General features: G+C 50.0%; 11 protein-coding genes. 5 read left to right on the forward strand and 6 right to left on the reverse strand.

The genetic code is table 11. The annotated features are described in order from the left end of the window. Positions 1–1,065: 1,065 nt before the first annotated feature. Together C6Y40_RS22230 and C6Y40_RS22235 are read right to left on the reverse strand one after the other, a co-directional pair. Positions 1,066–1,347 carry a hypothetical protein gene (locus tag C6Y40_RS22230; RefSeq protein WP_105936588.1) on the reverse strand — a complete coding sequence of 94 codons (282 nt, stop codon included), beginning with the start codon at positions 1,345–1,347 and terminating at the stop codon, positions 1,066–1,068. 141 nt (positions 1,348–1,488) lie between these two features. Continuing rightward, the gene (locus C6Y40_RS22235) at positions 1,489–1,755 is read right to left on the reverse strand and encodes a hypothetical protein (protein ID WP_105936589.1); all 267 of its coding nucleotides are present in this window, start codon (positions 1,753–1,755) and stop codon (positions 1,489–1,491) included. Positions 1,756–2,043: 288 nt separating this feature from the next. On the opposite strand from C6Y40_RS22235, the gene C6Y40_RS22240 reads away from it, so the two are divergent. Further along, positions 2,044–3,012: an integron integrase gene (locus C6Y40_RS22240; protein WP_105936670.1), complete on the forward strand. Its 969-nt coding sequence runs from the start codon at positions 2,044–2,046 to the stop codon at positions 3,010–3,012. Positions 3,013–3,026: 14 nt separating this feature from the next. On the opposite strand, the gene C6Y40_RS22245 is transcribed toward C6Y40_RS22240, so the two are convergent. Together C6Y40_RS22245 and C6Y40_RS22250 are read right to left on the reverse strand one after the other, a co-directional pair. Then, entirely contained in the window at positions 3,027–3,593 is a 567-nt protein-coding gene (locus C6Y40_RS22245; RefSeq protein WP_105936671.1) for a phosphoribosyltransferase, read from the reverse strand. Between the two features lie 98 nt (positions 3,594–3,691). After that, entirely contained in the window at positions 3,692–4,897 is a 1,206-nt protein-coding gene (locus C6Y40_RS22250) for a lipoprotein-releasing ABC transporter permease subunit (RefSeq protein ID WP_105936590.1), read from the reverse strand. Between the two features lie 163 nt (positions 4,898–5,060). Here C6Y40_RS22250 and C6Y40_RS22255 point away from each other — a divergent pair, with 163 nt between their 5' ends. The 4 genes from C6Y40_RS22255 to C6Y40_RS22270 are packed head-to-tail and all read left to right on the forward strand — an operon-like array spanning position 5,061 to position 11,151. Beyond that, entirely contained in the window at positions 5,061–5,654 is a 594-nt protein-coding gene (locus tag C6Y40_RS22255; protein WP_105936672.1) for a PilZ domain-containing protein, read from the forward strand. A gap of 48 nt (positions 5,655–5,702) precedes the next feature. After that, complete coding sequence (gene mfd, locus C6Y40_RS22260) at positions 5,703–9,203, forward strand: transcription-repair coupling factor (protein WP_105936591.1); 3,501 nt, start codon at positions 5,703–5,705, stop codon at positions 9,201–9,203. Next, entirely contained in the window at positions 9,200–10,609 is a 1,410-nt protein-coding gene (locus C6Y40_RS22265) for a CsiV family protein (protein WP_105936592.1), read from the forward strand. The genes mfd and C6Y40_RS22265 overlap by 4 nt, the downstream gene beginning before the upstream one ends. Positions 10,610–10,611: 2 nt before the next feature. Then, a complete protein-coding gene (locus C6Y40_RS22270) occupies positions 10,612–11,151 on the forward strand; it encodes a cob(I)yrinic acid a,c-diamide adenosyltransferase (RefSeq protein WP_105936593.1) in 540 nt (179 codons plus the stop codon). A gap of 4 nt (positions 11,152–11,155) precedes the next feature. Here C6Y40_RS22270 and C6Y40_RS22275 read toward each other — a convergent pair whose 3' ends face one another. Next, on the reverse strand, positions 11,156–12,526 hold the full coding sequence (locus C6Y40_RS22275; protein WP_105936594.1) for an SLC13 family permease: 1,371 nt from the start codon (positions 12,524–12,526) through the stop codon (positions 11,156–11,158). Next, positions 12,516–13,511: a beta-N-acetylhexosaminidase gene (gene nagZ / locus C6Y40_RS22280; RefSeq protein ID WP_105936595.1), complete on the reverse strand. Its 996-nt coding sequence runs from the start codon at positions 13,509–13,511 to the stop codon at positions 12,516–12,518. Before nagZ ends, C6Y40_RS22275 begins: the two co-directional genes overlap by 11 nt. Between the last annotated feature and the right edge of the window lie 45 nt (positions 13,512–13,556).

Consider the following 13,556-nt stretch of genomic DNA (forward strand, 5'->3'; position numbering starts at 1 on the left):
CCTTGCCCTAACCTGCTACCGCCGCACTAAACACATGACAAATAAACAACGGCGCATAACACCTAGCACACGGGCAATAGCGAAGGGCCACTTTTTTGCGCTCTTTGCAAAAAAGGGGAACTGCGCGTTATTGTCCGGTGCTGCGCCTTGTTAGCCCTAACACTGAACGTTCGCAGCTTTGCTGCCCTGCACCAAGATGTTTGCATTTCTTAACTGCCCTTCCCTGATTTGCTTTTACCTTAAACAACCAACAGAAAAACAACAACTGATTTTTACATTAACCATTTGCTAGAACTGAAAAAACTGCGTTGCCAATTAAGCTGAGAATTGCACGTTACGATTGCTGATAAAAGCACTTCTTGCTTACAGCGAAAGATTGCCCGCGTCGCGCAAACCACGGGAAAAAATGACCACGCTTAGTTGATAGCCCTGGACACAAAAACAACCAATGGCGGTGGGTCGCTAAAACAAGAAAAGATACCGGCGTTAACACTGCCCCGATCTTTTATTTTTGAATGGATTAACGAATGGGGGCTAACGCCCTAATTTGGCGGCACAAACGCGTGGGCTATACTGCGAAGCAGAGCCCACGTGTTTGTGTCCCCAACATTTGTTTGTTATGCGTGCGAGACACTTGCCCTTCGCGGCTTTGCCGCCACCGCCCGCTACAACAAACTATTGCTTTAAATATTAACAATTACCTTAAAACAACCCTGGGCGAAAAGCCAGATGATAAAGTGGCGGCTTGAGAAGTGAGCTGGCTGGCAAAACTGATTGTGCCGAATGCTGGTGTTACCGAACTAAAACAAACAAGCGTTGCTAAAGCAGTGTTGAAAACTTATAACGGCAGGCACTGATACAACCTATTGAAACAACCTTGCCCTAACCTGCTACCGCCGCACTAAACACATGACAAATAAACAACGGCGCATAACACCCCAATTAGGGGCACAAATACGTAGGCTAAAATCCAGAGCGAAGCGGCGGGAGCCTACGTGTTTGTGTCCCAGCGAACGCAGTGAGCGACTATATTGGATTGTTAGGCGACAAACTGCCCAACAAACCTTAAATGACTAAAAAAGTAGCCAGCACAATAAAGGGAATTATTAGTGGCATTACACACATAGCAATAAAACCTGATGTGTTGCCATTTTTCTTTGCTTTGACTCCATCCCTAATTGAGAGCAAAACAACGATTATGAATGCGATGCCAATATAAGTATTGTGATGGGTAAAATCGCCAAAAGTTGAAAAAATGAAAAGCGGCCCGAGTACTGAGCCTATCCAAGCTACCGCAACACCAGCAGCATTTAAATATGTTACATATGGATCTCTGTAAAAAGCCACTTGTCACCTAACGCCCGCATAACGGGCAAAAACACGTAGGCTACAATACCAAGCGAAGCGCAGGGAGCCTACGTGTTTTTGTCCCTAGCGAGCGCAGCGAGTGGTTAATGCGTTTGTTATGTGCGCTTTAATATTACCTTTTTACTGTTTATCGAGCCTAACTTTACCGTGAGCAAACAACAAATATTTGGGAGCAAAACCAGTAAATAATATACTCCCTGAAACATGTAACATTAAAACGCTTACAGCAATTGCTATTAAACCAATATAGTGAAAAGGCTCTAGAATTAAGGCTGTGATTACAGAAAGCAAAGAAAAAACTGACAACACGACCAGAAAAAAGCACAAAGCCCTGATTACTGGGCCTAACTTCTGCAATTCGGAATATTCCTCGTCCTGAGTATTCATAGCTTTCCCATTAGCACATAACTACTAAATAGACACCAATGAAGTATGTTTAAAACCATCATTTTGGTGCAATTGTAATTTTTTGTGAGTGTAGATTATCTGAAATCCCCTTTACATAAAAGAGTTAGGTCGATTTGGTGTTTTTTGTTGGAATTAAATACACCAAACCCTATTTATCTCATGGTTTGGTGCAAAAATCTCAAAAGTGAACGTAAACCCTCCAAACGTTCAGTATTTACACGTTACTTTGTACTTTATGCTGGTTTCATTTTAGCCTTCACTAACTTTATGAAATCTCAGTTTTTACGCGAACTTTATGAGTTTATGCTAACCCGGGGGTATGCTAAACGTACCATAGAAACCTACTTCACCTGGATCACCGACTTCATTCGCTTCCACAACTATGCACAGCCAAAGGATATGCACGCTGAGCATGTGGAGGCCTACCTTACACATTTGGCTGTCCGTCGTCAGTGTGCAAAATCCACTCAGGCTACAGCGCTTAACGCACTGCTGTTTCTTTATAACAAATATTTGGATAATCCCTTACCCGAAGACATGACTTTTCTCAACAGCAAGCGGGAACGCAAACTGCCGGTAGTGCTCACACAGGATGAAGTAAAAGCGGTTCTCGGCCGAGCAAGTAAGCAGCATTATCTGGCAATGGCCCTGCTGTACGGCAGCGGGCTGCGTCTGATGGAGTGTGTCCGTTTACGAGCCGGTGATATCGATTTTAACTACAAATGCATTCGCGTGTGGTTTGGTAAAGGCGGTAAGCACCGGGTGGTCACATTGTCAGAGGCCTTAATTCCGCTGCTTCAAACACAAATTGAAAATGTAGAGCAAACCTTAGTGCGCGATTTAAACGTTCCATCTTTTGCCGGGGCCTGGCTGCCCAAAGGTTTACGCAAAAAATATCAATCCCGCAACAAAACCGTAGAGTGGCAATACCTGTTCCCATCCCAAAGATTAAGTATTGATCCGGAAAGCAAGCATTTGCGCCGTCATCACATCGATGAAAAACAACTGCAGCGAGACGTTAAACGAGCCAGTCTTGAAGCCGGGATCAAAAAGCATGTTACGCCCCACACGTTAAGGCATTCGTTTGCAACACACCTGTTGGCCGCGGGGGCAGATATTCGAACTGTACAACATCAATTAGGTCATGCAGACGTACGTACTACGCAAATTTACACGCACGTCCTGCAACAGGGTGGTAATGGGGTTATTAGCCCGTTAACACGCTTAGCGTTATAAGGCTATTCACCTTATCACTCTTTATCGTAAAGAATATCCATAACGTCGGCCAACTCGGTTTTACCGGCGCGTACTTCTTCTTCCGTCATGTCGGCAATTTCATGAGGGAAAACCAGCCACTCATCACTTTCATTTACGTAGTAGTCAGGCACGATGTCTGTTTTATTATTTTTTGGCTTGTAATACGGGCAGGCAATACGAATATCTTTTGGCATATTCAGGCGCATCAGCTTTTTAATTTGCTTAATCAATGCGTCTACACTTCGGCCCGAGTCAAATACATCATCAACAATCAGCAGTGCGTCTTCGGCATTCGCATTTTCAATCAGATAATGCAGGCCATGTACGCGAATCTCTTTGCTTTGCTTGTTAATGCCGTAATAAGAAGAGGTTCTTACCGCTATATGGTCGGTGGGAAATTTTTTAAACTCAAAAAACTCCTGCACAGCAATACCAATCGGCGCCCCGCCCCGCCAGATCCCGATAATAAATTGCGGACGAAAACCGTCCTTATACACTTTTGAGGCAAGTCGAAATGAATCCTGAAGCAGATCCGCCGACGTAATAAAGACTTTATCCATAGAATCGGTAACCGAGCGAAAGAAAAGAAAAAGATTATAGAAAATTTTATGCCACAATGCACGGCAAAACCCAAAAACCTGACCATTTAATCAAGTTTTTACGATTCCTGCTGTAAAACTTTGGCCGGCTGCACTTTCATGGCGCGTTGCGCGGGATACCAGCTCGCCAACAGGCATAATCCTAAGGAAAACAGGGTCACCCAAACCACCTGATACCATTGCATATCAATGGGTAAGCCAGGCCCGTCTGCAGATAACGCCAGATAAATCCCTAGAAGTTCCAAAATATCGTTGATATATACAACGGCTAAAATGCCCAGCACGGCACCAATCAGTGCGCCTTTCAGGCCGTTGAAAATGCCGTTTAGCATGAATATGGCGCGCACCGTGGCTACCGTCATGCCTTGGGAGAGTAAAATGGCAATGTCACCACTTTTTTCAGAAACAACCATCACCAGGGCAGATACAATGTTAAATGCCGCCACCGCAATAATCAGCAGCAGCATTAAAAACATCATGTTCTTTTCCATTTTTACCGCATCGAACAAAGGCCCCTGGCGCGAGCGCCAGTTACTGGTGGAATAACCCGCCTGTTCAAGTTGTGCCACCACACCCTGATAATTAAACGCATTGTTTAAAAACAGGCGCACATCCGCCGGGCTGTCTTTGGGTTTACGCAGTAGCCGGGTTAAATCATCAAGCCGTAAATAAATCACTTTGTCGTCAAGCTGTGAGCCCAGGTTAAATAACGCAGCTATCGTCACCAGGCGCTGACTCGGCATGCGGCCAAATGGCGTATATACGCTGGCTCCGGCAGCCATTACGCGTATTTGATCGCCCACATTCACGCTTAACTCCTGCGCCAATGCACGGCTGATAATAGCGCCAAACTTAATCTCTTCAAGGCGCTCAAAATTACCTTCCAGCATGTAGTCGCTCACAATGCTATGGTTGGCCATTGTTTGCGGGTCTACGCCTTGCAGTTGCACGCCGCGCAAGGCCTGGCGTGATTGCACCAATCCTTCTGCTTCTCTGAACGAGCTCGCGGCCCGCACTTCACCTAAGGGAAGTTGTAGTACGTCATCAACACTGGCGTTATGCGCTACTACCTGTGGCACAATGCCTAAAATCCGCTGGCGTAGCTGGGCTTCAAAGCCATTCATTACCGAAAGCACAATGATCAGCGACATAAGCCCCAGGGCAATCCCGGCTACCGAGAAGCGGTTAATAAACGCTACAAAGCTGTTGTGTTTGCCTGCGGTGGAGTAACGCAGTGCTATATAGGCAGAAAGCGGATAGGCCATGAAATTTCACCTGTACCTGGGCAGTGGGGGCTTGGTATTCATCCTTCCCTGCACTACTCTTAATCAATACGGTACGTTGTACGTTTTAATGATAAACAAAGACTTAAGCTCGGTGCATAATACGTGTAAGCTACCCTGCACACAAGTCAGCCTGGAGAGTATTGTGGAATCGTTAACCCTGGCAGAAAAACAAGCTCAGTTTAATGAGTTTTTCTTAATCAGCCACGCAATTAAGGTCAATATGCGTCAACTCGACAAGCACTTTGCCCTGCCAGACAACGAACAACTCGAAGACCACATGCCCTACGCCTTTCGCATTGCCAGCGAGATGGCATCTATCGAATCCCAGGCGCTTCGCCCGTTGCGCAACCTGAGTGATCACGCTTCCGAACTGGTGAATTACCTTAACCATCAGTCTCGCAAAATCGATTTGATGATGTCGTATATTTTACATCAGCAGGACGATCCGGATTATCGCTTTGAGAGTATCAGGTTCGGCGGCGGTGGCGTTATCATTAACCACCCTTTAGCACTGGATGTTGGTACTCTGGCAGAACTTAAATTGTTTGTATCAGAAGAAGCCGCGGCCATTTTTTGCTACGGCGAAGTTATTACTTGCCAGCAGGAATCGGATGGCTACCATATAGCCTTCATTTTTACCCGGATCCGCGAACAGGATCAGGAACTGTTAGTCAGAGCCAGTTTGCATTTACAAACGCAGCAGCTTCGCAAGCGCAGCCAAAATAAAAACGCTTAACCTGCAAGTAAAAACTTAAACGCTCAATAAAAGAATCGTTAAGGAATCATGACAACCACGCTTAATTCTTTGCCACTGCCCAAAACCAAGTCGTCAGCCGGTTTTCAGGACCAACAACAATGGGGGCAGTTGCAAGGCAGTAGCCGCGCGCTTGCCGTAGCTCAGGCCAGTCAGCAGGCCGGCCGCCCTATCGTACTGGTCACCGCCGATACGCCTTCGGCGCTCAAACTCGAAAAAGAAATCCGCTATTTTCAGGGCAGTCAGCACAGTGTTCCGGTTACCCTGTTCCCAGACTGGGAAACTCTGCCTTACGATACGTTCTCGCCGCATCAGGATATTATTTCCCAGCGACTGGAAACCTTGTTCCGGTTAACCCAGGAACCCAGCGGCATCTTTATTGTGCCCATCAATACCCTGATGCAACGATTGGCCCCGGTAGAATACATTGGCCAGCATTTATTGTTGTTAAAGCGTGGCCAGCAACTGGATCGCGACCAGTTCCGCCGACAGTTAGAGCAAGCCGGCTATCTGCATGTCAGCCAGGTAATGAGTCACAGCGAGTTTTCTATTCGCGGCAGTATTATCGACCTTTACCCCATGGGCTCTAAAGATCCTTACCGCATTGACCTGTTCGATGATGAGGTCGACAGTATTCGCCTGTTCGATCCGGATTCCCAGCGCTCAAGCAATGCAGTCGATGAAATTCGCATGTTACCGGCCCGGGAATTCCCCACCGATAAAGCCGCGCTCAACCTGTTTCGCCAACAATTTTTAGAGCGCTTCGACGCAAGCAACAGTGCCGAGTCGGTGTTTAATCAAATTACCCGTGGCACCATGCCAAGTGGTGTGGAGTATTATCTGCCGCTGTTTTTCGAAAAAACCGCCACGTTATTTGATTACTTTCATCCCGACACGCTTATTATGCTGCATGGCGATGTCAGCGATGCCTGCGAATTCTTCTGGGCCGACCTGAACGAGCGCTACGAGCAATACCGCTATAATAAACACCGCCCGTTGCTGGCGCCCATGGAACTGTTTTTACCGGTTAACGAATTATTTGCCGGCCTCAAACAATGGCCGCGGGTCGCCCTGGCTTCACAGCCCCTCGACGAGGCTGCCGGTAAACACAATCTGCATTGTGAGAAGCTCGACGATATCGCCTTAAACCCGCAAAAGAAGCAGCCCGCACAAGCCTTATTAGCCACTCTGTCAGACGCCAGCGAGCGCGGTGCCAAAGTGCTGTTTTGTGCCGAATCACAGGGCCGCCGGGAAAACTTACTCGGCATTTTAGGCAAGTATCAAATCAAGCCTGTAGAGTTTGCCCACTTCGACGATTTTCTTACCAGCCATGAAACCGTAGGTATTTCCATCGGCATGGTAGAACACAGTTTCCGCTGGAAAAACCCCGACGGTGAGCTGCTGTTTATTACCGAAACCCAGTTACTCGGACATAAAATCAGCCAGCGGCGGTTGCGAACCGCGCAGAAGCCTACCGACGAAAACGCCATTATTCGCAATCTGGCGGAGCTGTCTGTGGGTCAGCCGGTGGTCCATCTAGACCACGGCGTAGGCCGCTATATTGGCCTGCAAACTCTGGATGCCGGTGGCGTTACTACCGAATTTTTAACCATTGAGTACGCCAAACAGGCCAAGTTATATGTGCCAGTGGCCTCGCTGCACTTAATTTCGCGCTACAGCGGTGGTGAGCAGGATTCAGCACCGCTGCATAGCCTGGGCTCCGATGCCTGGGAAAAAGCCAAGAAGAGAGCGGCCGAGCGCGTGCGCGACGTCGCCGCAGAGCTCCTCGATGTGTACGCCAAGCGTGCTGCCAAGCCCGGCTTTGCCTACCCCATTACCTGGGAAGAATATCAATCCTTTGCCGACAGCTTTCCGTTTGAAGAAACCGCCGATCAGATGCAGGCCATCAATGCGGTTATTCAGGATATGGGTAGCCCACAGGCCATGGACCGCCTGGTGTGCGGCGACGTAGGCTTTGGTAAAACCGAAGTGGCCATGCGCGCCGCTTTTTTAGCTGCTAATCAGGGTAAACAGGTGGCCATTCTGGTGCCCACAACCCTGCTGGCGCAGCAACACTTCGAAAACTTTAAAGACCGTTTCGCCAACTGGCCGTTCCGCATCGAGGTAGTTTCCCGTTTTGTTAGCGGTAAAGCTACCAAGTCAGTTATGGACGGCATCGAAAACGGCACTGTGGATATTGTGGTGGGTACCCATAAACTGCTCAGCGACACGATTCAGTTTAACGATCTCGGCCTTGTCATCATCGACGAAGAACACCGCTTTGGCGTACGCCAGAAAGAGAAGTTTAAAGCCCTGCGCGCCGATGTGGACATTCTTACCCTTACCGCTACGCCCATTCCGCGTACGCTGAATATGGCCATGTCGGGCATGCGTGATTTATCCATTATTGCCACCGCCCCGGCTAAACGCCTGGCTATTAAAACCTTTGTACAACAGCGCGATAAAGCGGTTATTCGCGAAGCCATCATGCGTGAAATTCTGCGCGGCGGTCAGGTGTATTTCCTGCACAACGAGGTAGAAAGCATTGCCCGCACCGCCGAGGAAATCGCCGAAATAGTGCCGGAAGCCCGCATTGCCGTAGGCCACGGTCAGATGCGTGAGCGTGAACTTGAGTCTGTAATGAGTGATTTTTATCATCAGCGGTTTAATGTGCTGGTGTGTACCACCATTATCGAAACCGGTATCGATGTGCCCACCGCCAACACCATAATCATGGACCGTGCCGACCATCTTGGTCTGGCGCAGTTGCACCAGTTGCGTGGCCGGGTTGGCCGCTCACACCATCAGGCCTATGCCTATTTGTTAACCCCGCATCCCAAGCGCATGACCCGCGATGCCGCTAAGCGCCTGGAAGCCATTGCCAGCCTGGAAGACTTAGGCGCAGGCTTTGCCCTGGCTACTCACGATCTGGAAATTCGTGGTGCCGGAGAGTTACTCGGCGAAGACCAGTCCGGCCAAATCGCCAGTGTGGGTTACTCACTTTACATGGATATGCTGGAACAAGCGGTCGATGCCCTTAAAGCCGGTAAAGAGCCGTCACTTAGCGATGCTAACCGCCTGCATACCGAAATCGAATTGCGCATCCCGGCGCTGTTGCCGGAAGATTACATTGCCGATGTGAATACCCGGTTGTCCCTGTACAAGCAACTGGCCAGCTGTAAAAACAGCGACGATATCGAAGCCTTCCAGATTGAATGTATCGATCGTTTTGGCCTGCTGCCGGATGCCGCGAAAAACCTTATTGCAGTGGCCGAGCTTAAACTCAAAGCTCGCCGCGTAGGTATTCACAAGGTCGAAATGACCGCCACTGGTGGTACTATCGAATTTAACGAAGACACCCCGGTAGACCCCGGTTTTATTATCCAACTGGTACAAACCCGCAATAAAATGTTTAAGTTTGAAGGCAGTCAAAAACTGCGGATCGTGAAGAAAACCGAGACAGCCCGCGAACGATTAGCTATGGTGGACGGGCTTATAGAAGAATTTGCCAGGGAGATCAGCCAGGCATGAGGCGTATAATTGGTAGCCTGCTCGCACTCAGTTGTATAACCGCTTACCCGGTACACGCTAACGAAGAAGACAAATGGTGGTTCGACATCGAGGTAATGCTGTTCGCCCGCGATACCGCGGTGAGCGATCTGGCCGAACGGTTTGAACGTCAACAGGTATTAAATACACCCAACACCGACTGGGATTTACTCACTGAGTATTACCAGCCAGACATTACCATGGTGTATAACTCATTACCGGTTTGCAACGCTCCTACATCACCACTGTGGGCAGAGGCGCCCTCACAGGAAGAAATCCTGCGCGATTATTATATCGAGCCGGAGCCGGTAGAACCTGCATTAGATGACCAGGCAGGGCTTGTTGAAAGCGGCAATGAGGACAGCGAGTTATTCAGTGACGAAAACAGCGAAGTCGCAGATGACGAACAATTTTTGCTGGCTGATGAAACCACTCAGGGCATAGCAGCTGCAGAGAATACCTTTGTTGAACCAGAGCCTGAGATTATTCCCCCTGCGCCTGGGGCCATTGCTGCCTACTGGTTGTCATTTAACTTAAATGAAGAACAGCTCACGCCGGTAAGCGTAAAGCGCCGCCCGCTCAATTGCGTTACGCCCACAGAGCCAAATTTAAATCCGCAAAGCTGGCAGTGGCAGCAACCGGATCTCTACGTGCCGCCGCGTCAGCAAACGCCGCTTTATGTGCACGGAGCCGATTTTAAAAGGGCTAGTGGCCCGCATTTGCTGTCAACTAATCAGCTCTCACAGGATGATATTTACACCAGCATTCGCTGGCGCAAAGGTATCGAGCGACTGGCTCACTTTAGCTGGCGTCAGCAGGTAAAATTTGGTCAGGACAAAGCCGAAACCCTGCGTTTATTTGCCGGTCAGAACTTTGCTCAGCAGTTTACTAAAAATGGTGATCTGCGCCCGCAACAATTGCCGTCCGGTGAAGATCCATTGGCAGAACAAAACGCCGAGCTGGCCGAACCGGCAGATAGCTTTTTTACCGAGCTGAATCAGCGCCTTAATAACCCGCAGCCAATCAGTTTTGCTGGCATGACAGCACCACCGGAAACCAACGATGACGGCGATACTCAGTCAGATGTGAAGCGTTTATCCCCTATCTGGGAGCTTGACGGCTTTATTCAGATATACCTTAAATACATCAACCGGGTGCCCTACCTGCACATTAACAGCGAGCTGTTTTATCGGCAGCCTGTGCTTTCGGCCACTAGCCTGCCCGGCGCTGCGCCGGCCTACGAGCTGGTCTCTATTCCGTTTTCCCAGCAGCGCCGCGTGATCAGTACACAACTGCATTATTTTGATCATCCGCTGTTTGGCATGCTGGTACAAATACGCCGTTACGATCGCCCCGCAGCGCCGCAACCCGCCGAGGAACAAGACTAATCATGAAAATCTATACCAAAACCGGCGATCAGGGTGAAACCCAGCTCTACGTCAACAAGCCACAAAAAGTGGCCAAAGACGACGCCATCATTGAATGTTACGGCAGTCTTGACGAACTCAATGCACAAATTGGCCTGTTAAGCGCTCGCCTGCAGGCAGATGAACTGGGCAGTGACAGCGACTTAGCCATGCTGGCAGCCATTCAGAATGCCCTGTTCAACGTTGGCTTTGCGGTATCGGCCAGTTCTACCCTGGCCCCGGATGCGGTGGTGGATTTAGAATCCCATATTGATGTGATGCAAGCCGACTTACCACCGCAAACCAGCTTTATTCTACCCGGTGGCTGTGTGGCTGCTGCGCAGGCTCATGTTTGTCGTACTGTGTGCCGCCGTGCCGAGCGACGCATGATCAGCATGGCCAAACACACCGAAGTCTCTGAACTCGCCCAGCAATACGTTAATCGCTTATCCGACTGGCTGTATGTGTTTGCCCGCTATCTGAATGCCAGAGCCGGTGTAGCAGATGTGCCGGTCAGCCGCTAGGCGTTTATAACCGGGTTACGACCACCACACCAGTAATAACCAGTCCCACCAGAATATTCAGCATGGTGCCCTCGCGCACCATGGTCTGAATGGGGATCCGGCCGCTGCCATATACAATGGCATTGGGCGCCGTGGCTACCGGCATCATAAAAGCACAGCTGGCACTAATAGCGGCAGGCATCATCAGCACAATAGGATCCACGCCTATAGCGGCCGAGGCACTAGCCAGAATCGGCATCAGCAAGGTTGCGGTGGCGGTATTAGAGGTAATTTCGGTGACAAAACTCACCGCCAGGCAGAGTACTAACAAAGTCAGTACAATGGGCAGAGCCGATAGTCCGGTCAGTGCTTCACCAAGTAATAAACTTAAACCCGAAGCGGTAAACGCCTTGGCCATGCAAATACCGCCCGCAAACAGCAGTAACATGCCCCACGGGATCGCCTCAGCGGTTTTCCAGTCGAGCAGTTGATCGGGCTTTTCTTTATCGCCGTTGGGTACCAGAAACATCAGCACAACACCGGCAATGGCAATAGTGCTGTCACTCACCAGCGTCATACCCGTCCATACCGACCAGTAAGGGCGGAATATCCAGGCCAGCGCCACAATGCCAAACACGATCAGCACCCGCTTTTCCGCCGGGCGCCAGTCACCGGCCTTTGGTAAATCACAATCCGGCATATCACTTAATTTGCGGGTCAGCCAGAACGCCATTATCGGAATAGCGATCAGTACTATGGGTACACCGGTCATCATCCAGTTAATAAAACTGAGCTCCGTGCCGGTGGTTTGCTGATAAACACTCATAAAGATAATATTCGGCGGTGTGCCGATGGGGGTCCCCACTCCGCCCAGACTTGCTGAATAAGCGATGCCAAGTAACAAGGCAGCGGCCAGTTTAGGCGAGTTCATCGACGTGATAATGGCCATGGCAATGGGCAGTAACATTAAGGTGGTAGCGGTATTGGATATCCACATGCTCAGAACTGCCGAGGTGAGCATAAAGCCCAGCACCAGGCGCTTGGCACTGGATGCGCCGCACAAGCGCAGCATATACACCGCAATGCGCCGGTGCACGCCCGACTTCTCCAGTGCTTTGGAGAGCATAAAGGCGCCCATCAATAGCAGGATCACATGGCTCCCCAGCGCCGATGCTGCCTCTTTGTAATCAATCACGCCTGCCATAGGAAAGGCCACAAACGGGATCAATGAAGTCACCGGAATGGGCAGTGCTTCAGTTACCCATAAAATGGCAATTAACAGCGTTAGCGCGGCCGTCAGGCTGAGTGCCTGCTCAAAGCCATTTGCCGCCAGTACGCCCCATAGCAATGCGCTGACCACTGCGCTGAATACGATAACCTTATTTTTAACTTTCATAGCGTTGCCACACCTCACAGGCTTGCTGGTAGGTTTGTTCTGCCGTTGCTGAGAGCTGCCAGCCGCTAAGCCGGCTCAGGCGATGAGAAGGTTCAAGCGTGTTCGGCAGGCCGTTTAAAATGGCCTGCGCTCCGGCAGTATTGTTGCACGCCAGTACCATATCACAGCCGGCAGCCAGTGCCTGCTCGGCGCGCTCAGGGTATGTACCGGCCACAGCTGCGCCTTCCATGGATAAATCATCGGAAAAAATCACCCCGTCAAAGCCAAGCTTGCCACGCAAAATGGTTTGTAACCAGTAAGGCGAAAACCCGGCGGGCTTATCGTCGATGGCCGCAAATCGCACGTGAGCTGGCATCATGGCATCAATTTTTTGCCGGGCGATGAGATTTGCAAACGGCACCAAATCCTGCTGCTGTATGGTTTGCCAATCCCGCTCATCCACCGGGGTATCAATGTGTGAGTCTGCCACCACGCTGCCATGGCCAGGAAAGTGTTTACCGGTAGAGGGCATACCTATGGCGTGCATGCCGTCTATCAGGCACCCCGCCAGACGGCTCACTACCTCTGGCCGGGGCGAGAAACCGCGATCGCCAATAACATTAGATACACCGTTAATGTCCAGCACCGGTGCAAAACTAATATCAATGTCCAGCTGTTTAAGCTCGTAAGCCATAATCACGCCGCAGGCATAACTTAATGCGTCGGCGTCATTATCATTATCGGTTAGCAGCAGTATCTGCCCCATGGCGGGTAGCCGGGTAAACCCGGGGCGAAAACGCTGTACCCGGCCGCCTTCATGATCCACCGCGATGATCAGCGGTTTACCTGCCGCTTCACGAATGTCCTGTATCAACACCTTAAGTTGATCTACCGACTCATAATTGCGCGTAAACAGGATCACCCCACCGGTAAGCGGGTGCGCTAGCATGTCGCGTTCATCTTGCTGTAAACTGAGGCTGCGACAATCGATCATTACTGGTCCCATGCTGACTCCTGGACTCCAATGCATTGTTTTACAATGCTAAACTGC

Origin of the sequence: Marisediminitalea alba (assembly GCF_002993365.1) — a bacterium.
Classification (GTDB): Bacteria; Pseudomonadota; Gammaproteobacteria; order Enterobacterales; family Alteromonadaceae; genus Alteromonas; species Alteromonas alba.

What these genes read in the sequence shown, in the direction of transcription:
- C6Y40_RS22250 (WP_105936590.1), bottom strand. Translation starts at nt 4,897, where the DNA reads ATGGCCTATCCGCTTTCTGCCTATATAGCACTGCGTTACTCCACCGCA.
- mfd (WP_105936591.1), top strand. Translation starts at nt 5,703, where the DNA reads ATGACAACCACGCTTAATTCTTTGCCACTGCCCAAAACCAAGTCGTCA.
- C6Y40_RS22265 (WP_105936592.1), top strand. Translation starts at nt 9,200, where the DNA reads ATGAGGCGTATAATTGGTAGCCTGCTCGCACTCAGTTGTATAACCGCT.
- C6Y40_RS22245 (WP_105936671.1), bottom strand. Translation starts at nt 3,593, where the DNA reads ATGGATAAAGTCTTTATTACGTCGGCGGATCTGCTTCAGGATTCATTT.
- C6Y40_RS22235 (WP_105936589.1), bottom strand. Translation starts at nt 1,755, where the DNA reads ATGAATACTCAGGACGAGGAATATTCCGAATTGCAGAAGTTAGGCCCA.
- C6Y40_RS22275 (WP_105936594.1), bottom strand. Translation starts at nt 12,526, where the DNA reads ATGAAAGTTAAAAATAAGGTTATCGTATTCAGCGCAGTGGTCAGCGCA.
- C6Y40_RS22270 (WP_105936593.1), top strand. Translation starts at nt 10,612, where the DNA reads ATGAAAATCTATACCAAAACCGGCGATCAGGGTGAAACCCAGCTCTAC.
- C6Y40_RS22240 (WP_105936670.1), top strand. Translation starts at nt 2,044, where the DNA reads ATGAAATCTCAGTTTTTACGCGAACTTTATGAGTTTATGCTAACCCGG.
- nagZ (WP_105936595.1), bottom strand. Translation starts at nt 13,511, where the DNA reads ATGGGACCAGTAATGATCGATTGTCGCAGCCTCAGTTTACAGCAAGAT.